22 protein-coding genes are annotated in these 21,630 nt (G+C 58.0%); 17 read left to right on the top strand and 5 right to left on the bottom strand.

Annotated elements, in window-relative coordinates:
* Window positions 1-47 precede the first annotated feature (47 nt).
* Both cmoA and cmoB read left to right on the top strand, forming a co-directional pair.
* Window positions 48-776 (top strand): carboxy-S-adenosyl-L-methionine synthase CmoA, encoded by a 729-nt coding sequence (gene cmoA / locus P6287_RS10955; protein WP_192234114.1) that lies wholly within the window; start codon window positions 48-50, stop codon window positions 774-776.
* Complete coding sequence (gene cmoB, locus P6287_RS10960) at window positions 773-1,741, top strand: tRNA 5-methoxyuridine(34)/uridine 5-oxyacetic acid(34) synthase CmoB (RefSeq protein ID WP_277973690.1); 969 nt, start codon at window positions 773-775, stop codon at window positions 1,739-1,741. Before cmoA ends, cmoB begins: the two co-directional genes overlap by 4 nt.
* A 3-nt stretch (window positions 1,742-1,744) precedes the next feature.
* Here cmoB and P6287_RS10965 read toward each other — a convergent pair whose 3' ends face one another.
* From P6287_RS10965 to cutC, 3 genes are all read right to left on the bottom strand, one after another.
* The gene (locus P6287_RS10965; RefSeq protein WP_277973691.1) at window positions 1,745-2,365 is read right to left on the bottom strand and encodes a LysE family translocator; all 621 of its coding nucleotides are present in this window, start codon (window positions 2,363-2,365) and stop codon (window positions 1,745-1,747) included.
* A 183-nt stretch (window positions 2,366-2,548) separates the two neighbouring features.
* Complete coding sequence (locus tag P6287_RS10970) at window positions 2,549-3,379, bottom strand: hypothetical protein (protein WP_277974926.1); 831 nt, start codon at window positions 3,377-3,379, stop codon at window positions 2,549-2,551.
* A gap of 198 nt (window positions 3,380-3,577) precedes the next feature.
* A complete protein-coding gene (cutC, locus tag P6287_RS10975; RefSeq protein ID WP_101764150.1) occupies window positions 3,578-4,330 on the bottom strand; it encodes a copper homeostasis protein CutC in 753 nt (250 codons plus the stop codon).
* 85 nt (window positions 4,331-4,415) lie between these two features.
* Between cutC and P6287_RS10980 the strand changes: the two genes are divergently transcribed.
* Window positions 4,416-5,555, top strand: a complete 1,140-nt coding sequence (locus P6287_RS10980; protein WP_277973692.1) for a PatB family C-S lyase — start codon at window positions 4,416-4,418, stop codon at window positions 5,553-5,555.
* On the opposite strand, the gene P6287_RS10985 is transcribed toward P6287_RS10980, so the two are convergent.
* A complete protein-coding gene (locus P6287_RS10985) occupies window positions 5,552-6,112 on the bottom strand; it encodes a VOC family protein (protein WP_222233321.1) in 561 nt (186 codons plus the stop codon). The genes P6287_RS10980 and P6287_RS10985 overlap by 4 nt on opposite strands.
* Before the next feature lie 311 nt (window positions 6,113-6,423).
* Here P6287_RS10985 and P6287_RS10990 point away from each other — a divergent pair, with 311 nt between their 5' ends.
* The 6 genes from P6287_RS10990 (at window position 6,424) to aroQ (ending at window position 12,774) form a co-directional block, all read left to right on the top strand.
* Window positions 6,424-6,546 carry a hypothetical protein gene (locus tag P6287_RS10990; protein ID WP_007889544.1) on the top strand — a complete coding sequence of 41 codons (123 nt, stop codon included), beginning with the start codon at window positions 6,424-6,426 and terminating at the stop codon, window positions 6,544-6,546.
* A 170-nt stretch (window positions 6,547-6,716) separates the two neighbouring features.
* Entirely contained in the window at window positions 6,717-8,447 is a 1,731-nt protein-coding gene (gene argS / locus P6287_RS10995; RefSeq protein ID WP_277973693.1) for an arginine--tRNA ligase, read from the top strand.
* 402 nt (window positions 8,448-8,849) lie between these two features.
* Window positions 8,850-10,229, top strand: coding sequence for an aromatic acid/H+ symport family MFS transporter (locus P6287_RS11000; protein WP_110866319.1), 1,380 nt, complete (start codon window positions 8,850-8,852; stop codon window positions 10,227-10,229).
* 18 nt (window positions 10,230-10,247) lie between these two features.
* Entirely contained in the window at window positions 10,248-11,507 is a 1,260-nt protein-coding gene (locus P6287_RS11005; RefSeq protein ID WP_192411680.1) for a gallate dioxygenase, read from the top strand.
* A complete protein-coding gene (locus tag P6287_RS11010; protein ID WP_277973694.1) occupies window positions 11,507-12,346 on the top strand; it encodes an amidohydrolase family protein in 840 nt (279 codons plus the stop codon). Before P6287_RS11005 ends, P6287_RS11010 begins: the two co-directional genes overlap by 1 nt.
* Window positions 12,343-12,774 carry a type II 3-dehydroquinate dehydratase gene (aroQ, locus tag P6287_RS11015; RefSeq protein WP_277973695.1) on the top strand — a complete coding sequence of 144 codons (432 nt, stop codon included), beginning with the start codon at window positions 12,343-12,345 and terminating at the stop codon, window positions 12,772-12,774. The genes P6287_RS11010 and aroQ overlap by 4 nt, the downstream gene beginning before the upstream one ends.
* On the opposite strand, the gene P6287_RS11020 is transcribed toward aroQ, so the two are convergent.
* The gene (locus tag P6287_RS11020; protein WP_176971731.1) at window positions 12,775-14,001 is read right to left on the bottom strand and encodes a LysR family transcriptional regulator; all 1,227 of its coding nucleotides are present in this window, start codon (window positions 13,999-14,001) and stop codon (window positions 12,775-12,777) included.
* Between the two features lie 130 nt (window positions 14,002-14,131).
* On the opposite strand from P6287_RS11020, the gene galB reads away from it, so the two are divergent.
* The 8 genes from galB to P6287_RS11060 all read left to right on the top strand — a co-directional run bounded on the left by galB (window position 14,132) and on the right by P6287_RS11060 (window position 21,594).
* Window positions 14,132-14,872 carry a 4-oxalmesaconate hydratase gene (galB, locus tag P6287_RS11025; RefSeq protein WP_277973696.1) on the top strand — a complete coding sequence of 247 codons (741 nt, stop codon included), beginning with the start codon at window positions 14,132-14,134 and terminating at the stop codon, window positions 14,870-14,872.
* On the top strand, window positions 14,869-15,582 hold the full coding sequence (locus P6287_RS11030; protein WP_192234132.1) for a 4-carboxy-4-hydroxy-2-oxoadipate aldolase/oxaloacetate decarboxylase: 714 nt from the start codon (window positions 14,869-14,871) through the stop codon (window positions 15,580-15,582). Before galB ends, P6287_RS11030 begins: the two co-directional genes overlap by 4 nt.
* A 3-nt stretch (window positions 15,583-15,585) precedes the next feature.
* Window positions 15,586-16,677, top strand: a complete 1,092-nt coding sequence (locus P6287_RS11035) for a 4-oxalomesaconate tautomerase (protein ID WP_217546387.1) — start codon at window positions 15,586-15,588, stop codon at window positions 16,675-16,677.
* Window positions 16,677-17,561 (top strand): DUF1932 domain-containing protein, encoded by an 885-nt coding sequence (locus P6287_RS11040; protein WP_277973697.1) that lies wholly within the window; start codon window positions 16,677-16,679, stop codon window positions 17,559-17,561. The genes P6287_RS11035 and P6287_RS11040 overlap by 1 nt, the downstream gene beginning before the upstream one ends.
* Window positions 17,562-17,677: 116 nt before the next feature.
* Window positions 17,678-18,133 (top strand): heme-binding protein, encoded by a 456-nt coding sequence (locus P6287_RS11045; protein ID WP_101764138.1) that lies wholly within the window; start codon window positions 17,678-17,680, stop codon window positions 18,131-18,133.
* 15 nt (window positions 18,134-18,148) lie between these two features.
* The gene (locus P6287_RS11050; RefSeq protein WP_271459654.1) at window positions 18,149-18,676 is read left to right on the top strand and encodes a sugar dehydrogenase complex small subunit; all 528 of its coding nucleotides are present in this window, start codon (window positions 18,149-18,151) and stop codon (window positions 18,674-18,676) included.
* Window positions 18,669-20,270, top strand: a complete 1,602-nt coding sequence (locus P6287_RS11055; RefSeq protein ID WP_277973698.1) for a GMC family oxidoreductase — start codon at window positions 18,669-18,671, stop codon at window positions 20,268-20,270. The genes P6287_RS11050 and P6287_RS11055 overlap by 8 nt, the downstream gene beginning before the upstream one ends.
* Before the next feature lie 10 nt (window positions 20,271-20,280).
* The gene (locus P6287_RS11060) at window positions 20,281-21,594 is read left to right on the top strand and encodes a cytochrome c (RefSeq protein ID WP_277973699.1); all 1,314 of its coding nucleotides are present in this window, start codon (window positions 20,281-20,283) and stop codon (window positions 21,592-21,594) included.
* Window positions 21,595-21,630: the final 36 nt, after the last annotated feature.

Here is a 21,630-nt window from a genome sequence, read left to right on the forward strand (position 1 = left end):
TCTGCCAAAATAGCGCCCTTTCCGTTTTCTCTCCGGACCTTTTCATTATGTCTGATCGCGATACGCTATTTTCCGCGCCCATCGATAAGCTGGGCGACTGGACCTTTGACGAGCGCGTAGCTGAAGTTTTTCCCGATATGATTCAGCGCTCGGTGCCGGGTTATTCCAACATCATTTCGATGATTGGCATGCTGGCGGAACGCTTCGTTCAGCCGAATAGCCAGGTTTACGATCTCGGCTGTTCACTGGGTGCCGCCACGCTGTCGGTGCGCCGCAATATTCATGTGCCCGGTTGCCAGATTATTGCCGTGGATAATTCACCGGCGATGGTGGAGCGCTGCCGTCGCCATATCGACGCCTTCCGCGCGGATACGCCGGTGCAGGTGATCGAAGCAGATATTCAGGACATCCACATTGAGAACGCCTCATTGGTGGTGCTGAACTTTACCCTGCAATTCCTTGAGCCACCGGCACGCCTCGAGCTGCTGAAGAAGATTGTTGACGGATTAAATCCGGGCGGCGCGCTGGTGTTGTCGGAGAAGTTCAGTTTTGAAGATGCCGATGTCGGCGAGTTGCTGTTTAACATGCATCACGATTTCAAACGCGCTAACGGTTACAGCGAGCTGGAGATCAGCCAGAAACGCAGCATGCTGGAGAACGTGATGCTGACCGATAGCGTTGAAGCGCACAAAGCGCGCCTGAAAACCGCCGGGTTCCAACATGCGGAGTTGTGGTTCCAGTGCTTTAACTTTGGTTCGTTGGTGGCGTTGAAATGATTGAGTTTGGCCGTTTTTATCAGCAGATTGCCACCGGCCCGCTCGCCAGCTGGCTGGAAGTGTTACCGGCGCAAGTCGCCGCATGGCAGCGTGAAAATTTGCACGGTAAGTTCCGCGACTGGGAGAAGTCAGTTGATTATTTGCCGCTGCTGACGCCGCAAAAGCTGGATTTAGTGCACAGCGTGAGCGCGGATGTTGAGGATCTGACCGATCGTCAGCGTCTGGGCATTGAGAATCTGCTGCGCAATTTGATGCCGTGGCGAAAAGGTCCTTATTCGCTTTACGGTACCGAGATCGATACCGAATGGCGTTCCGACTGGAAATGGGATCGCGTGTTGCCGCACATTTCGCCGTTGCAGCATCGTACGGTGCTGGATGTCGGCTGCGGTAGCGGCTATCACATGTGGCGCATGATTGGCGCGGGCGCGAAGCTGGTGGTCGGCATCGATCCAATGCAGCTGTTTTTGTGTCAGTTCGAAGCGGTGCGTAAGCTGTTGGGTGACGATCGTCGTGCGCATTTGCTGCCGCTGGGCATTGAGCAACTGCCGGCGTTACAAGCGTTTGATACCGTGTTTTCCATGGGCGTGCTTTATCACCGCCGTTCGCCGCTCGACCACTTGATGCAGCTGAAAAATCAGTTAGTCAGTGACGGCGAGCTGGTGCTGGAGACGCTGGTGAATGAAGGCGATGAGAACGCGGTGTTGGTGCCGGGTGAGCGTTATGCGCAGATGCGTAACGTCTACTTTATCCCTTCTGCCGCAGCGCTGAAGAGCTGGCTGGAGAAGTGCGGATTTGTCGATGTGCGCATCGCGGATTACGCGGTGACGTCCGTGGAAGAGCAGCGTCGCACCAGTTGGATGACCAGCGAGTCGCTGGCCGAGTTTCTTGATCCTAACGACAGCACCAAAACCGTGGAAGGTTATCCCGCCCCGCTGCGCGCCGTGCTAGTCGCGCGCAAGCCGTAATGTTTAACGCCGCGATAGCGCCAGCTTCGCGGCGAAGCCAATAAACACGCAGCCCGTCAGGCGATCCATTACTTTCAGCACCGCTGGGCGACGCAGATGCGCCGCAAAGTATTGGCTGCTGCCAATTAGCACCGCATTCCACACCAAACCAATCACCATGTGCGTGAGCGCCATCAGCGTACACCACAGCGGCACCGACGCGCCCGCCGGAATAAACTGCGGCAGAAAGGTCACGTAGAATACGCCGACTTTAGGATTTAACAGGTTACCAAAGAGTCCGCGCGTGAAGCAGGCAACATAGCTTTGCTCTTTACTCTGCGCGTGCTGCCCTCCTTCCGCTTGGGTGCGTGGGTTGATGAGTAATTTGACACCGAGATAGAGCAGATAGGCCGCACCGATCCATTTCAGCAGGTTATACGCCATTTCCGAGGCCAGCAGCAGCGCGCCCAAGCCTAAACCCACCGCAACGCCCCACACCAGACAACCCAGCGTAACGCCAAATGCCGTAGCCCAGGCACGTTTCCAGCCTTGCGCGGCGGCGGAACGCAACACTAATGCAGTATCAAAACCGGGCGTGAGTGTGAGGATGGTGATGGCGAAGAGGAAAGATAAAATTAGTGTCATGCGATGTTCTCAATTGCTCCGGTGCGTTTCAGGCTGAAAACAAGGGCCGCTGCGTAAAGGCGTCGTGGACACATCCCTGTGGACTCTGCCGCCGCATCCATGCGGCGGAAGCTTTACTTCGCGGCCCTTGTTTCCAGCCTTTATGTGGGTTTTGTGGGTTTTGTGGGTTTTGTTCGTTTTGCTTTAATCTTGTGCGGCGGTTTCGTTGGGTGCGTTCCAGTATTGGTATTTATAAGCGGAGCTGAGATGGCGTTCAATGGTGCCTTTGGCGAACACTTCGGTTTCATGCAGATAACTGAGCGTGCAGTTGCCCACTTCATCCCACAGCTGACACTCATCCACCGAGCGCAGCGTGCTGACTGGCGTGGTCGCGGTGCTGTTCAAACGCAGTTCCCGCCACTGGTTATCATAGCTATAAGTATCTTTGCTGCGCGCGCTGGTGGATAAGGTTACCAATCCTTGTGGATTCCAGCGCCAGCTGCTTTCGCCGTTGGTCATATTATCGCTGCCGCGCGCCACGCTTTTTTCCACTCTGAACTGTTTGTCATAGCGATAAGTGGTATCGGTAAAGCCATCTTTGCCCATGCTGGTGAATTTATCGGATGAGCTGACGATGTTGCCATGCTGGCCGATTTGCCAGCTGATGGTGCCCTGGCGGTTGTCGACCACTTCCTCTTGCCCTGCTTTGATCACTTTAACCATGTAGGCATATTCCGCCACCCAGCCGCGTTGAACGCGGGCGATATGCTGTTCCATCGTCAATAGAACATTGCCTTCATTTTTGTCGTAGGAGATGTCAGCCACCATCAAATCGCCGCACTGATCAAACTGGCCGAGTACGCGCTTTTGCGAGTTCACATCTTTGCCAAATTCGCCTGCCACCACCTGACGCACCGCGCCTTTGGCATCGCCGCCCAGCATAATCCAGTTGTTGCTGCTGGTGATATTTTTGCTCATCGGCGGACACGCGGTGCTGACCGCCAGCGCGACGCCGCAGTACGGGAGTAGCAGCATTAAAAAGGTATAAGGGATGGATTTCATGAAGGTTATCCGTATGAAGCCATAGAGTAATCAAAGCATCATTTACGCGATCACGCTATCTCCGCGGGAATTGCAGATAAAAAGAACCCCAGTTAGAAGAACTGGGGTTGGTACTTGCAAACATCACGTCATTTGAGCTGGCGTGCTGCGCGGCAAAATCAGGGGGGGAATTCAGGCTACCCGGACGGCGCTCAACTGCGTCATGCTTTTCATGGCTTCAACCACATCACCATCAACGCAATAGCGACTGAATTCATCGGTTTCCGCTTCGGAGCACATGGAAACACCGGCTTTACGGTAGCGCATCGGCGAAGCGACTAAACGGCTGGCGGAGCTGTGGACTTCCTGCAATCCACTGTCGATGAACTTCTGGATGTTGCTCAAACGTACGCCCGCACCGGCCATAATAATCGGACCTGTGCTGTGTTCATTTAGTTCCCTTAATAATGCAATTCCTGCTTCGGCACTCTGCTGCTGACCAGACGTCAGGATCCGCGCGATGCCTAAATCAGCCAGCACCTCAAGTGAGCGTTTCGGGCTGTGGCATAAATCAAAGGCGCGATGGAAGGTGACGTCCATGCCATCACACAGCTTCATAATCTGCTGCATACGAGCAATATCGACATGCGCATCTTCATCCAGCATGCCAATCACTAAGCCGGGAAAACCGAGTTCACGCATTAGCGCAACGTCCGATTTCATCGACTCAAACTCAAAGTGGGTGTAGCAAAAATCGCCGCCGCGCGGACGGACGATAGGATGTACCGGGATCGAAATTTCACGTCGTGCCGCTTCCAGCACGCCGGCTGAAGGCGTCAACCCACCTTCGCGCGGTGCACTGCACAGCTCCACGCGATCGGCACCGGACAGCTGCGCAGTCATTGCGCAGTCGATGCCGTAGCAACAAATTTCCAGTTTCGTCATACCATGCTCCTTCTCATGACTTCTGGCTCGGGATGAATGCTTCAGTTAGTCTACTTAATTGGACAGTTTACGTGGAACTCGCACTATGGCATTCGATTTTAATCAATGGATAGACCGTCGTCACAGCGATAGTTTGAAATGGCACAAATATGGTGATCGCGATGTGCTGCCGCTCTGGGTCGCAGACAGCGACTTTCGTTCACCGCCGAGTGTGATTGAGGCCATTAAACAGCGCGCTGAGCACGGTGTATTTGGCTATGGCGCAACGCCAACCGGATTGATTGATATCACCCTTTCGCGTTTAGCGCAGCGCTACAACTGGCAGATTGAGCCGGACTGGATTGTGTTATTGCCTGGCGTAGTGTGCGGTTTGAATCTTTCGGTCCGCGCATTCACGGAGTCTGGCGAATCCACCGTTTCCCCCACGCCGATCTATCCGCCGTTTCGCGGTGCAGCAAAGCTGGCCGACCGCGCACAGGTAAATTTACCGCTGCGTTTACAAGACGATCGCTGGGTGATGAATCTGGATAATAGCGCGATGCAGGGCAATGAACGCCTGCTGATGCTGTGTAATCCGCAGAATCCGGGCGGCACGGTTTATCGTCGTGACGAGCTGGAAGCGCAGCTGGCGTTTGCGCAGCAGCATGATTTGATCGTCTGCTCCGATGAAATCCACTGCGATTTATTGCTGTCACCCGGCGCACAGCACATTCCCTTTGCGGCGTTAAGTGAAGATGCCGCACAGCGGAGCATCACGCTGCTGTCGCCGTCGAAAACCTTCAATATTGCCGGATTGGGCGCGTCGCTGGCGATCATTCCCAATCCGGAGTTGCGTGCGCGGTTCAAACGCGTGCGTGAAGGCATCGTGCCTGGCGTGGATATTCTGGCGCTGGTGGCAGCCGAAGCGGCGTGGCGCGATGGCGATGCATGGCTGGCAGCGCAGCTGGATTATCTGCGCGCCAATCGCGACTGGCTGGTGGCGCAGGTGAATGCACTGCCAGAATTGCAGATGGCCGCGCCGGAAGCGACCTATTTGGGGTGGATCGACGCCAGCAAACTGGATGTTGCCAATCCGATGGCGTATTTCGAGCAGCACGGCCTCGGTTTTTCACCGGGCCACGATTTTGGCGATGATAATTTCGTGCGCTTCAACTTTGGCTGTACGCGCGCCACGCTGGAACAGGCGGTCGCGCGTTTGCAAAAAGCGGTCGCGGCGCGGCGTTAAGCCTGCTCACTGGCGACAATCTCTTCCAGTCGCCATGGATGAAACTTAATGGTGGTTTGCCCGTCCGTCACCGCCAGCGTCGGATTGGGCAACCGCTCGTTCTCGCCTTTGGGCGCGCTGGTTTTAAACGAGATGCCCGGCTGTGTCAGCGCATCATCAGAAAGCAGCGCCATCGCCCGCATGCCCAGCGTTTCCGGTTCTCCACGCAGTACAATCTCTACATGTTCCCACCCTTCGTGGCGATACAGCTTTTCGCCTGGCCACGGCAATTCAATCACATCAATTTGCCAGCCCGCCAGGTTCAGTGGCTGATGCAGTTTGAACAGACAAATCGGGCGACCATTGATCATTGCCTCGGAAAACTGTGTGCCGATCTGCAATAAGCCAGATTTCCAGCGTTCTGCCGTTGCAAACTGGTGGCAGCGCACCGCGACGTGATCGGCTTCATGTTCAGCCAGGTTAATGCCTAAACGCTCAGAAAAATTCATCAGCGATTGTTCAAAACGCGCCATGTCTTGTTTTAAATCATCCAATTCCACAGGAAAGTGGGTCTGCATCATGCCTTACCTCTAATTCAGTTCAGGTTTACTAATCAATATGAAATTTGCTAACCGTTGATTCCGCTTGACAAAATTGTCGGATTCATCCGATTTAGGCGCCAAAAAGGCTAAAAACCGCATAAATAGACCATTCATTTCAGATTTATCACCTAATCAGGTCCAGCAGTTACTTTATGAAAGTAGGCTAAATATATGTTTTTAATGATGATAGTTAATACAATGAGATAAATCTTATTTAAATTGCAAACAATTGCAGCTTGAAACCCTTTCTTATAAATTTGGGTTTCACAACTACAAGGAACGGCCTTATGTCTATGCTCATTGTTGTCGCAGTCCTGATTGCATTAATGGGATTTGCAATTTCCCGCCATTGGAAGGTGCGTGAAGACAAAAGCGTTAAAAATCCTCGTCGTCACCCGCGGCGCCGTTAATCGGCGCTGGGGGCCCGATGTTGCCTGTCATCAGATACCGAATAGCTGACTCACTTTAACATTTCACGTATACTTCCCCTCTTATTTTTCCGTCCCGCCGCGCAGTTGCGGGATGACGACATCGGCTCGCCGCCTACAGGCGGGCCTTTTCAGCATATGAAGGTAACGCGGTGAATATTCAGGCTCTTCTTTCCGACAAAGTCAGTCAGGCAATGATTGCGGCGGGTGCGCCTGCCGATTGCGAACCCCAGGTTCGCCAGTCTGCGAAGGTACAGTTCGGTGATTACCAGGCAAACGGTATGATGGCCGTAGCGAAAAAGCTCGGTCAGGCACCGCGACAACTGGCTGAGCAGGTGATTCAGCATCTGGATCTTAACGGCATCGCCAGCAAAGTCGAAATCGCCGGTCCCGGTTTTATCAATATCTTCCTCGATCGTGCATGGCTGGCGGCGGAAACCGCGCAGGCGCTGCAGCTGCCGCGTCTTGGCGTGAGTGCGGTTGCGCCACAAACTGTCGTGGTGGATTACTCCGCGCCTAACGTAGCGAAGCAGATGCACGTCGGTCACGTCCGCTCCACCATCATTGGTGATGCCGCAGTGCGTACGCTGGAGTTCCTTGGCCATAACGTGATCCGCGCCAACCACGTCGGCGACTGGGGCACGCAGTTCGGTATGCTGATTGCCTATCTGGAAAAGCAGCAGAACGAACATCACGAAGAGATCGCACTGGCTGACCTGGAAGCTTTCTACCGCGAAGCCAAAGTGACCTACGATGCCGACGAAGCCTTCGCCGAGCGCGCGCGTAATTACGTGGTGAAGCTGCAGGGTGGCGACGAATATTGCCGCAGCATGTGGAAGAAGCTGGTTGATATCACCATGAGCCAGAATCAGCAGGTGTATGACCGCCTTAACGTGACGCTGACGCGCAAAGATGTGATGGGTGAAAGCCTGTACAACGACATGCTGCCGGGCATCGTCGCCGATCTGCGCGAAAAAGGCCTGGCGGTGACCAGCGAAGGCGCCACGGTAGTTTTCCTTGATGAGTTCAAAAACAAGGAAGGCGAACCGATGGGCGTGATCATTCAGAAGAAAGATGGCGGCTATCTCTACACCACCACCGACATCGCCTGCGCCAAATACCGTTTCGAAACCCTGCATGCCGATCGCGTGCTCTATTACATCGATTCCCGTCAGCACCAGCATCTGCAGCAGGCGTGGACCATCGTGCGTAAAGCCGGTTACGTGCCGGAATCGGTACCGCTTGAGCATCACGCCTTCGGCATGATGCTGGGTAAAGATGGTCGTCCATTTAAAACCCGCAGCGGCGGCACTATTCGCCTCGCCGATTTGCTGGATGAAGCGGTTGAACGCGCGCATGCGTTGGTCAGCGAAAAGAATCCAGAGATGTCAGCGCAAGAGTTGAAGGATCTGTCGGAAGTGGTCGGCATCGGCGCAGTGAAATATGCTGACCTGTCAAAAAGCCGCACCACAGATTACATCTTCGACTGGGACAACATGCTGGCCTTCGAAGGCAACACGGCGCCTTACATGCAATACGCCTACACGCGCGTGCTGTCGGTGTTCCGTAAAGCCGGCATTGATGCCGATAGCCTGAGCGGTGACATCGTGCTGACTGAAGAGCGTGAAGCGCAGTTGGCTACGCGTCTGCTGCAGTTCGAAGAAGTGATAACGCAGGTCGCGCGCGACGGTACGCCACATGTGATGTGTGCTTATCTGTACGATCTGGCCGGCCAGTTCTCTGGCTTCTACGAACACTGCCCTATTCTCTCCGCCGAGGACGAGAACATCCGTCAGAGCCGCCTGCAGCTGGCCGCGTTAACCGCGAAAACGCTGAAGCAAGGTCTGGATACGCTGGGCATTAAAACCGTCGAACGCATGTAATACCTCTGGCGGAGAGCGCCGCAAACGGCTCTCCGCTTGCTTTCCCCCTTTTTCCCCCTCTGACAAAATTCTGCTCTTCAGCCCGCTCTGAATAGCGCTTCTGCCGTGCCCAATACCCGCCATTCCTCAGCCTCGATACGCCTTCTCATTTTTCCGACACAGCTCACCAAATAAACAAAACTCATACCTTCATAACCATTTTATGGCAGACAAACTCGCACGCCATCCCTAATTTGGTTATGGAAGCAAGAACACAAAAACATGCAACAAGCTGTTTTAACAGCTAAAAACTATAAAACTTATCCCCTGCAATCGGGTTAAAGTGATGCCCCCGGCCAATGTCAGGGCAGAATAAAATCTCAACCCGATAACGTTATTAATAAAAAAATCAGAGCGTATCCTATGAGCAATCACGACATTATCGATGTAAAAGGCTGGATCGACGCCCGCCCGATCACCGGATACCAGTGGCTGACCCTCAGCCTGTGTTTCATCATCATCATGTTTGATGGCTACGACGCGGCAGCGATGGGCTTCATTGCGCCCGCGTTGATTGAAGACTGGGGCATCAGCCATGCGGAAATGGGGCCGATTCTCGGTGCCGCGATGTTTGGCGTGGCGATTGGCGCGCTGATTGCCGGTCCGTGGTCCGACAAATTTGGCCGCAAACGCGTGCTGCTGCTGTCGATTGCCGTCTTCGCCTGCTTCAGCCTGATGAGCGCCTTCGCGCGCACGCCGCTGGAAATGGGTGTGTTACGTTTTCTCACCGGTCTCGGTCTCGGTGCAGTGATGCCCAACTGCGTCACGCTGGTGTCGGAATATATGCCGGAACGCCGTCGCAGCCTGATGATCACCGTGATGTACAGCGGATTTAATATCGGTTCCGGATTGGGCGGATTCATTGCCGCCGGCATGCTGCCACACTTTGGCTGGCAAGCGGTGCTGGGTTTAGGGGGCTTGCTGCCGCTACTGATGTTACCGCTGCTGCTGTGGCTGCTCCCGGAATCGGCGATGTATATGGTGGTGCGCAAAGTCAGTCGCGACAAGATTGCCGCCGTGCTCAAACGTTTGGGCGGCGAATTCTCCGCTGGCACCGCCTTTGTGCTCAATGCGCCAATCATCCCGAAAAAGGCGCAGGTGCTGCAGCTGTTCAGCCGCGGCTATGCAGGCGGCACGGTGGTGTTATGGCTCACCTACTTCATGGGGCTATTCGTCATCTACCTGCTTAACGGCTGGCTGCCAACCATCCTGCGTTCAGGCGGCGTGACGCTGGAGCGTGCGGCGATTGTGGCGGGCTTATTCCAGCTGGGCGGCACCTTTGGCGGCTTAATGGTTGGTGGGCTGATGGACCGTTTCAAAGCGAAATATGTGATCGCCCTGTTCTATCTGCTGGGCAGCTTCTGCCTGGTGTCGCAGGGCATCTGGAGCTTTGGCCCGAATGTGCTGGCGCTGCTGGTGTTCTTCGCTGGCGTCTGCATCAACGGTGCGCAAACCGGATTGCAGGCCTTCTCCCCGGCCTTTTATCCCACCGAAATGCGCGCCACCGGCGTGTGCTGGATGCATGGCATTGGTCGCAGCGGCGCCATTATCAGCTCGTCGCTGGGCGGCGTGCTGCTCGGCGTGTTCCCTGGGCAAACAGCCATTTTTATCGTTTTGTCGCTCCCGGCAGTTTTGGCGGCACTTTCCATCACCCGACATCACCCTGCACAGGTGGCCCGTCAGGTTAAAGGCATCGACCTTAACGACCTGCCGTCCCTGTCGCGTACCCTCAATAATCGATGAAGTAGAGGTCAAAAAATTATGGCTAAAATCATAGGCGGTTTAGCGGTTTCCCATACTCCCACCATTGGCTTTGCGGTTGATCACAACAAGCAGCAGGAAGGCGCATGGGCCCCGATTTTCGATGGCTTTGCCCCGATGCAGCGCTGGCTAGAGGAGAAAAAACCGGATGTGCTGCTGTATGTGTTTAACGATCACGTCACCTCCTTCTTTTTTGATCACTACTCGGCGTTTGTGCTGGGCATTGATGACGAATATGCCGTTGCGGATGAAGGCGGCGGCCCGCGCGATCTGCCGCCGGTAAAAGGCCATGCGGCGCTGTCACAACATATTGGTGCCAGCCTGATGGCGGATGAGTTCGATATGTCATTCTTCCAGGACAAAGCGCTGGATCACGGCCTGTTTTCGCCGCTGTCGGCGCTGGCACCGTGGCAAGGCGGCTGGCCGATGCAGGTGGTTCCGCTGGCGGTCGGCGTGTTGCAGTTCCCGATCCCGACGGCGCGTCGCTGCTATAAACTCGGTCAGGCACTGAAGCGTGCGGTAGAGAGTTTCCCGGAGGATCTGAACGTTGCGGTGGTCGCGACCGGCGGCGTGTCACATCAGGTACACGGCGAGCGCTGCGGCTTCAACAATCCCGAATGGGATGCGCAGTTTATCGATCTATTGATTAACGATCCCGAACGTCTGACCGAAATAACGCTGGCTGAATACGCCACGCTCGGCGGCCTGGAAGGTGCGGAAGTGATTATGTGGCTGATCATGCGCGGTGCGCTGTCGGCCAACGTCGAGAAATTGCATCAGGATTACTATCTGCCTTCGATGACCGGGATCGCCACGCTGATCCTCGAAAATCAGTCACGCGAAGCGCCGGTCGATGTGCACCAGCGTCAGCGCGATAAGATCAACCTGCAGCTCAGCGGCGTGGAAAAACTGCCCGGCACCTATCCGTTCACCCAGGCGCGCAGCCTGAAAGCGCTGCGCATCAACCGCTTCCTGCACCGCATGATTCAGCCAGAATGGCGCAAGCGATTCCGCGAAGCTCCACAGGCGTTGTATCAGGAAGCCGGGCTGAGCGCTGAAGAGCAAACGCTGATTACCCAGCTCGACTGGCGCGGCATGATCCATTACGGCGTCAGCTTCTTCCTGCTGGAAAAACTGGGTGCGGTGGTGGGCGTCTCTAACCTGCATATCTACTCAGCGATGCGCGGTGAAACGCTGGAACAGTTCCAGCAGACGCGCAATCAGCAGGTACTTTACTCGGTGGCGGGGAAAGCAGACTGATGTTTACGCAACCGGTCATCGACTGCCATCACCACGTTTTTGATCCAGTAAACTTTCCCTGGGCGCCCGAGAGCGCCTATAACCCGGACGGACACGAGCTGGCGACGCCGGATTACTATCGTGCTGTGATGCAGGCGTACAACATCCGCCACTCGCTGATTGTCGGCCCGACGTCGGGATATAACACCGATAACCGCTGCCTGCTGGATACCATCAAGCGCGGTGCAGGACGTTTTAAAGGGATTGCCGTCACGCCGCGAGACGTGGAGAGCGACACGCTCGCCAGCCTGAAAGATCAAGGCATCGTCGGCATTGCGCTTAACGTGGCGATGCTGGGCACCGAGCCGTTTCTCCAGCTTGATGCCCTAATGGGCAGGCTGGCGGAGTTGGATCTCTTTGCCCAGATTCAGGTGCAAAACGATCAGCTACTGGCGCTGATGCCGCTGCTGTCACGCACCCGCACGCGTTTGCTGATCGATCACTCCGGTCGGCCTGACGTCAGCGAGGGCGTAGCACAACCAGCCTTTCAGGCGCTGCTGTCGCTGGCCGGCCAGCAGCGCACCAGCGTCAAGCTCTCCGGGCTGGCGAAATTCTCCCGGCAGCCCTATCCCTTCAGCGATGGACATCCCTATTTGCTGGCATTGCTGGACGCTTTCGGCGCGGAAAACTGCATTTGGGGTTCGGACTGGCCCTTCCTGCGCGCCAGTGAGCGCATGGATATGGGCACGCAGCTGCTGCTGATCGAACAGCTGATCCCCGATGAAAAGAGCCGCCGTCAGGTGCTTTGGCACACGCCACAGCGGCTGTTTGGTTTTACTGAATTACAGGAGTCACGATGAAAACCATCTATGTACTGAACGGCCCGAACCTCAATCTGCTGGGCACCCGCGAGCCAGAAACCTACGGTTCCGACACGCTGCAAAGCGTGGAAGCGCTGTGCCGCGCAACGGCGGACGAGCTGGGCGTGGCGATTGAGTTTCGCCAGACCAACTACGAAGGGGAAATGATTGAGTGGATTCAGCAGGCGCGTCTCGAAGCGCAGGCGCTGGTGATCAACCCGGCGGCGTGGACGCACACCTCGGTGGCGATCCGCGATGCGGTCACCGGCGTGGGGTTGCCGCTGTGGGAAGTGCACATCACCAACGTGCACAAGCGTGAGCCGTTCCGTCATCACTCCTATCTCTCCGACGTCGCACAAGGCGTGATCTGCGGCTACGGCATTCGCGGTTACCGCTATGCGTTGATGGAAGCGGCGCGCGTCGGCTGATTACTCATCCTGCCCGCACACTTCTCGCAGGCAGCGGATCAGCGCATCCGCTGCCGGTGAGTGCAGACAGCCCGCCCGCACCGTCAGCCCGATAGCGCGATCGGTATCCGGCAAAGGCACCGGCAACGCCACCAGCGCGCCGGACGCCAGTTCCACTTCCAGCTGGTGCGCGGAGACCGCCGCCAGCATATCCGACTGCATCAGCAAGCCGCGCACCAACGCCAGATCGCCGGTTTCCACCACCGGATCGGGTGCCGGAATGCCCATCGCCTGAAAACTGTTATTCAATAGATAACGCGCTGGCGTGGCCGAACGCGGCAGCACCCAACGCGCCGCGCGCAGATCATCGGTAGAGAGCTCACGTCCCACCAGCGGATGATCGTGACGCGCCAGCAGCACCATGCGTTCGGAGAACAGCGTCTCGCGCGTGACGTCCAGCGCATCTTCATCGCGGCGCAGCGCGCCAAAAATAAAATCGATATCGCCCGAGCGCATCTCCGAGGCCAGCACGCCAAAGGCGCTTTCACTGGTGACCACGCGCACGCCCGGATAGCGCGCCGTCAGCATCACGATCGCCTGCGGCAGGATACGCGTGCGTCCCAGCGGCAATGCGCCTACGCGCACCGTTCCCTCGAGTATCCCGCTGCGGGCAGCGATGTCGGCCGGAATGTGGCGCAGTTCATTGAGCGCACGCCGCACGTTGGCTTCGATTTCACGTCCGGCCAGTGAAGGCATCATGCCGTGCGGCGTGCGCTCCAGCAGCGCGATGCCCGCGCCGTTTTCCAGCACGCGCAGCGCGGCGCTCACCGCCGGCTGGCTCAGTCCGAGACGCGCTGCCACCGTCTGCATATGCCGCGTCTGACACAGGGTGATAAAAATTTGCAGCCGACGCACGTTAAACAGCCACAGCGGTTCCGCATCGCTACGCTGCGCACCGCGTCCCTGCAATTTAGCCAGCCGCTGCGGCACCTGATGCAGTTCCTCAATCGCCCGCAGCGCACGCGGCAGCACACATTTACCGAAGTCAGTCAGCATCATGCCGCCGGCGTGACGTTCAAATAGCGTGACGCCTAACGTCAGTTCCAGGTCGCGAATAGCGCGGGTAATGGCCGACTGGGTGCGAAATAATTCATCTGCTGCCCGTGAGACACTGCCTTGTGCTACCACCTGACTAAATGCCCTGATTTGCATCAGATTTGTCAGCTCCTGCGTGCCCTTTTCCGCCATCTTTCCCTGCCTGTTTTCACCACCGTTCGATGTCGCAATATAAATAAAACGCATACCCGCTGCAATGAAATGAATTATCGCCGCCAGGTGGGCAGTGACAGCATGGAAAAAAACAGCGGAGGAGTATGCCATGACTAACAACACCCCAAAAAAAACCGCGCTGGTGGTCAGCGCTCACTCAGCGGATTTTGTCTGGCGCGCCGGCGGTGCCATCGCGCTGCACCATGCTCAGGGCTATGACGTCCATGTTGTCTGCCTCTCATTTGGTGAGCGCGGCGAATCGGCCAAGCTGTGGCGCAAGGGGGAGATGAGCGAGGCGAAAGTCAAAGCCGCCCGCCGCAGCGAGGCGCAGGCCGCCGCCGAGATCCTCGGTGCCAGCATTGAATTTTTTGATCTCGGCGATTATCCGCTGCGTGCCGATAAAGAAACCCTGTTCCGCCTCGCGGACGTCTATCGCCGGGTGCAACCGCACTTTGTTCTGACCCATTCCTTGCAGGATCCCTACAACTACGATCACCCGCTGGCCACGCATCTGGCGCAGGAGGCGCGCATTATTGCCCAAGCCGAAGGCTACCGTCCGGGCGAAAAAATCGTCGGTGCGCCGCCGGTGTACTGCTTCGAACCGCACCAGCCTGAGCAGTGCAACTGGAAGCCGGATGTGCTGCTGGATATCACCTCGGTGTGGGACAAAAAATATCAGGCGATTCAGTGCATGGCCGGGCAGGAACATCTGTGGGAATACTACACGCGCGTAGCGCAGCAGCGCGGTGTGCAGGCCAAGCGTAACGTCGGCATTACCACCCGCCGCGACATCATTTATGGCGAAGGTTATCAGAGCATCTTCCCGCGCGTAACGGAGGATCTGGCATGAGCATCATCGCGAAAAAAGGCGTCGCGGTGCGCCACATCCCGCGCGCGGTAGCTGCGGATATCGACGCACTGGCGCGCTTTGGCGTCGCCACCGTGCATGAAGCGCAGGGGCGTAAAGGTTTGCTCGATCCCGCCCTTCGCCCGATTCAGCAGGATTGTGCCATCGCGGGCAGCGCGGTCACCGTGCTGGTCGCACCCGGCGATAACTGGATGTTTCACGTCGCGGTGGAGCTCTGCCAGCCGGGCGATGTGCTGGTGGTCGCGCCAACCTCGCCGTGCAGCGACGGCTTCTTCGGCGATCTGCTGGCGACCTCGCTGCAGGCGCGCGGCGTGCGCGGGCTGGTGGCGGATGTCGGTGTGCGCGATAGCCGCACGTTACGCGAAATGGGTTTTGCCGTCTGGTCGCGTGCGGTGTATGCGCAGGGCACGGTGAAAGAGACGCTCGGCTCGGTGAATGTGCCGCTGGTATGTGCCGGGCAGCTGATCTGGCCGGGTGACGTTATCGTCGCCGATGACGACGGCGTGGTGGTGGTGGCACGCGATGAAGCCGCCAGCGTGGCGGCCAAAGCGCGTCAGCGTGAAGAGCTGGAAGAGAGCAAACGCCTGCGTTTAGCGGCCGGTGAGCTGGGCCTGGATATCTATCAGATGCGCCCGCGCCTGGCGGAAAAAGGACTGCGCTATCTCGACACGCTCGATCAACTGGAGGAGTAAACCATGCGCCAGCGTCGCATTCCCTGCTTACTGATGCGCGGCGGCACCTCCAAAGCCGCCTGCTTTCTGGCACAGGATCTGCCAGCCGAACCGGCGGCCCGCGATCGGGTACTGCTGGCGGTGATGGGTTCGCCCGATATCCGTCAAATTGACGGCCTCGGCGGGGCCGATCCGCTCACCAGCAAAGTGGCGATCGTCAGCGCTTCACACCGTGACGATGCCGATGTCGATTACCTGTTTGCCCAGGTCAACGTCGATCAAGCCCGCGTCGATTACGGGCAAAACTGCGGCAATATCCTCGCCGCCGTCGGCCCTTTCGCCGTCGAACGCGGGCTGGTCAAGGCAGGCAGCGAACGCACCCGTGTGCGCATTTTCATGCAGAACACCGGGCAGATTGCCGAGGCGGTGTTCGCCACGCCCGACGGTGAAGTCGACTATGACGGCGACTTACGCATTGATGGCGTACCGGGCAGCGCAGGCGAAATCGCCCTCACCTTCAAAGATATTGCCGGATCGAGCTGTGGCGCGCTGTTGCCAACCGGTCAGCCGCGCGATCGTTTTGATGGCATCGACGTCACCTGCATCGACAACGGCATGCCGGTGATCCTGGTGCGTGCAGCGGATGTCAATCGCAGTGGCTATGAAAGCCGCGACGCGTTAGATAACGACAGCGAGCTCAAGCAGCGGCTGGAGTCGATCCGCCTGCAGGCCGGGCCGCGGATGAATTTAGGGGATGTCAGCCAGCGTACGGTGCCCAAAGTCACGCTGCTGGCCGAAGCGCGTCACGGCGGCGCCATCAGCTCACGCACCTTTATTCCACACCGCTGCCACGCCTCAATTGGCGTGCTTGGCGCGGTCAGCGTTGCCAGCGCCTGCCTGATCCCCGGCAGCGTCGCCGACGGACTGGCACGCACCAGCCAGCAACCTCAACAGCGCCTGAGCGTGGAACATCCCAGCGGTGAATTTAGCGTGCTGCTACAGCGCGAAGGCGATAACCCGCTGGCAGGCTGCGGTCTGTTGCGCACCGCGCGTGCCATTTTCGCCGGTGAAGTCATGATTCCGGCGGCGGTCTGGCCTTCAACAAGGAGTAATTGATGAACATCACCTTTATCGGTTTTGGCGAAGCGGGCGGCATTCTCGCCCATGATTTACAGGCGCAGGGCAATGCGGTGACGGTATGGGATTGCAAAGCGCTCGCGGCAGAAACCCTGCCCGCGCTGCAGCAAAAAGCGCAGCAGAGCGGCGTGCGGCTGGCCGCTTCGCTGGCGGATGCATTGCAGGATGCCGCGCTGGTGTTCTCCACCGTTACCGCGTCGCAGGCCCTCAACGTGGCGCAGCAGGCGGCAGCGCGGTTACAGGCCGGGCAGCACTTTCTCGATCTCAACTCGGTGGCACCGCACACCAAACGCGCCGCGGCTGAAGTGATTCACGCTGCGGGTGCCAGCTATATCGACGTAGCGGTGATGGCGCCGGTGCCGCCTAAGCGGCTGGCCACGCCGCTGCTGATTGGTGGCGCTCAGGCTGCACAGGTGCAGCCGCTGCTGCAACAGCTGGGCCTCAACAGCCGCCTGCTGGGTGGCGAAGTGGGTGAGGCTTCAGCGATTAAGATGTGCCGCAGCGTGATGATCAAAGGCCTCGAGGCGCTGACCACCGAATGCCTGAGCGCGGCGCGCCAGTATGGCGTAGAGCAAGCGGTGCTCGACTCGCTGCACGCCAGTTTCCCGTCGCTGGGCTGGAACGATCAGCTGCCGCACTACCTGATTAGCCGCGTGGCGGAGCACGGCCAACGACGCGCCGAAGAGATGCAGGAAGTGGTGAAAACGCTGCAGGACGTCAAGGTACCGGCCGCCATGAGCGCAGCGATTGTTGCCACGCAGCAAGGGCTGATTGATGCGTTAAACGCCCGCTCCCTGCGCTATCAACAACTCACGCCGTTCGTCTGGCAACAGACGCTGGATAAGATCTATCACCCTCAATGAGTTATACGCATAGAGGTATGCGTTTTGTTTATCGGCAATTGTTTACATTTTTGCTACAGCGTAGCGTAAGCGAGACGAGAAGCAGGTTTTAAAACAATAACTATCGGAAGCAAAACATGAAGATTAGAGCATCTGTCGCCCTTTCCCTGCTGCTGGCAGCGGGTATTGGCCAGGCCAGCGCCGCCGCGCTGGACGCCAGCCACACCAACCAGGTAATGACCAGTGTCAAAAACAGCATCAGCGCGCAGCACAGCACCGGCTGTGTAGCGGTGGTTGATGCCAGCGGTACGCTGCTGGCCTTCCAGCGCCTTGACGGCGCATCGCCGGGCTGCGTCGATGCCGCCATTGGTAAAGCGCGCACCTCGGCGCTGTATCACGCCCCTTCCCTGAAATTTATGCAGCGTCTGCAGAGCGGCGAAACCACGGTTCTCGCCATCCCGCACGCGGTGGCGCTCGGCGGCGGTTTCCCGCTCACGCTGCAGAATGAAGTGGTCGGCGCGGTTGGCGTCAGCACGCCCAAACAGGATCTGGATAATCAGGCTTCAGAGGCTGCCGCTCAGGCGCTGAAATAACTTTCGGGAATTTCCATGATGACTCTTTCACGCCGCCGGTTGCTGACCGGCACGGCGGGCCTGTTGGTGGCTGGCGTCCTGACGCAGGCGCTCCCCGGCAGCCTGGCTTTCGCCTCGCCACCGCTGGCCGCCGCAGTGGCTCCGTCCGCCAGTTTTACTGCGATTTCCGTCCGATTAACCGGACTGGACCAGCCGGATGCCTTGCTGGCGCAGCGCCTCTACAGCTGGCTGCACGCGCATTTCCCGCAGCTGGACAGCCTGCTTGATACGCTCAGCGCGCTACTGCAGCAGCAACCTGCCGCCAACGGCAGCAGCCTGCTGACGCTGCTGAGTACCCAACCCAAAGCCCTCGACGATCTTTATCAGGCGCTGGTTTCCGGCTGGTATCTCGGCGTTGTCGGCCCGCTGCCGCGCCCGCAATGTATCGCTTTTGAGAATATCGTCAGCTATCAGCTGGTGCGTGATTCCCTGTTACCACCGAGCTACGCGCCGGGGCAACCTAACTTCTGGACGCAGCCGCCTGCAAGGAGAGCACATGTCTGATTCATTAAGCGCCGATGTGGTGGTGATTGGCGCCGGCATTGCCGGTTCACTGGCGGCGCTGAAGATGGCCAAAGCAGGCGCTTCGGTATTGATGCTGGAGTCCGGCCCGGAGATTAAGCGCGATCAGGCGGTGGAGTATTTCCGCAACTCGCCGTTTAAGGGCGACTTCACCGAACCGTATCCGCCGCAGCCGTGGGCACCGCAGCCTAAATTCATTCCCAGCGATAACAATTACCTGATTCAAAAAGGCCCGGATCCCTATCGCGCCCAATATCTGCGCGGCACCGGCGGCACCACATGGCACTGGGCTGGACAAGCGTTCCGCCTGTTGCCGAACGATATGCGCATTCAGTCGCTGTACGGCATTGGCCGCGACTGGCCGATCAGCTATGACGAGCTGGAACCCTATTACTGCGACGCCGAATACCAGATGGGCGTGTCCGGTGACAGCGATCTGGCTTCGCCGCGTTCGCGCCCTTATCCGTTGCCGGGCATTCCGCTGCCGTATGGCTTCGATCGTCTGAAGCAGCGACTCGGTCCGCTGGGTTATGAGGTGGGCATTGGTCCGCAGGCGCGTAACAGTATCGCCTATGACGGGCGTCCGGCCTGCTGCGGCAACAACAACTGCATGCCGGTTTGCCCGATCGATGCGCAGTACCACGGCGGCATCGCCGCGCGTAAGGCGCTGGATGCCGGTGTCAAAATCGTCACCAATGCGGTGGTGTTCCGCATTGAGGCTGACGACAAAGGCACCATTCAGGCGGTGCACTATCTCGATCAGAACAAAGCGCGCCATCGCGTCACTGGCAAACAGTTTGTCCTGACCGCCAACGGCATCGAAAGCCCGAAAATCCTGCTGCTCTCCACCAGCGATCGCTACCCGGACGGCATCGCCAACAGTTCCGGCATGGTGGGCCGCAACCTGATGGATCATCCAGGATCGTCGGTAGAGTTCTACGCCGATGAGCCGGTGTGGTTTGGCCGTGGGCCGATGCGTCCTGGCAGCATCAACAATATGCGCGACGGCGATTTCCGTGGTGAGCGCTCGGCGCTGCGTATCGACCTCGCCAACACCTCGCCGGTGCGTTATCTCACCGAACGTCTGGTGCGTCAGGGCTATTACGGCAAGGCGCTCAACCACAAGCTGGCCTTCCAGGCCGAGCGTTTTGTTCAGCTCAAGTGCCTGCTGGAGATGCTGCCGGAGCCGCAGAACCGCGTCACGCTGAGCAAAACCGAGAAGGATGCCTGGGGTATTCCCCGCCTCGAGGTTTACTACCGCTTCCCGGAATATGTGCATCGCGGCTATGACCAGTCGATGATCGACTTCCAGCGCATGGTGAAAGAGATGGGCGGCACCGAGGCGGTCTACAGTAAACGCGGCGTCTACGACAACAACCAACATATCACCGGTACCATGATCATGGGCAGCAATCCGCAGGATTCGGTGGTGGATGGTCACTGTCGCTCCCACGATCACCCGAACCTGTTTATCGCCGGTACCGGTATTATGCCGTCGGCCTCGACGGTCAACTCAACGCTGACCGGAACCGCGCTGGCGCTGCGTATGGCCGATAGCGTTCTGGCAAGCTTGTAAGGAGCACCCGATGAAACCTGTATTGATTCAGGCCGCTATCGCGGTGGTCCTGATGCAGTGCGCCGTGGCGCAGGCGGCAGACAATGCCGCTCAAATTAAGCGCGGCGAATATCTGGCGCGCGCCGGTGACTGTACCGCCTGTCATACCGCCACCAACGGCCCGCTGTTTGGCGGCGGCTTTGCGGTCAGTACGCCTTTCGGCCAGATCTGGGGCAGCAATATCTCCTCCGATAAGCAGTACGGTATCGGCAGCTGGAGTGACGATCAGTTCGTTGCTGCGGTGCGCGACGGCATTGGCAAAAATGGCGAGCAGCTCTATCCGGCGATGCCGTATGACTCCTTTACCAAAATGAAGCGCGACGATGTGCTGGCAATCAAAGCCTATCTCATGTCGATGCCGCCGGTGCATCAGGCTTCACCGCAAACCGACCTGCCGTTCCCGTTTAACCAACGCTGGGGCATGCGTTTCTGGAAATGGTTTAACTTCGATAAAGGCGAATTGCAGAACGATACGCAGCAGAGCGCGCAGTGGAATAACGGCCGCTATCTGGTTGAAGCGCTGGCGCACTGCGGCACCTGCCATACGCCGCGTAATCTGACCATGGGCATGGACAACGATAAAGCATTGGCCGGCGGCGATCTCGGCGGCTGGATGGCGTACAACATCACACCCGATAAGCAGGCAGGCATCGGTGACTGGAGCCAGCAGCAGCTGGTGACCTACCTGAAAACCGGCTTTGTCGCCAACAAAGCCAGCGCCTCCGGACCGATGGCCGAAGCGATTGAGCACAGCCTGCAATATCTCCCCGAGAGTGATCTGCAGGACATCGCCACCTATCTGCGCAGCGTTAAGCCGCAGCCGGACGCGCAGCAAACCCGCGCGCGCGACAGCTGGGGACAACCTTCCACCGCGCTGATTGCACTGCGCGGCGCCGATGATGCGACCCGCCATGCTCAGCCCGGCGCGGTGGTGTTTGCCGGTAACTGTGCCAGCTGTCACGGCGCGGAAGGTGCGGGATCGGGCAGCGGTTTCCATGCCTACCCGTCGCTGTTCCACCACACCAGCACCGGCGCGGCAGATGCGCTGAACGTGGTATCGGTGGTCCTCAACGGTGTGCATCGCCATATGCGCGAGGGCGAAGTCTTTATGCCGCCTTTTGCGCCTGAGCTGAGTGACCAGCAGGTGGCTGACGTCAGTAACTTTGTTACCCAGCAGTTTGGTAATCCGGCGGCGGCCAAAGTGGATGCGAAGCAGGTAAAAGGGTTAAGAGAGGATGCAAAACTGGCTTCACCCCCGATTTACGGTCAGGGAGACAAGCCTTAATTACTGCACTCGGCGGCGCAGGGCGCGTCGCCGAGG

Source organism: Pantoea sp. X85 (assembly GCF_029623675.1).
In the GTDB taxonomy this organism is placed as follows: Bacteria; Pseudomonadota; Gammaproteobacteria; order Enterobacterales; family Enterobacteriaceae; genus Pantoea; species Pantoea leporis.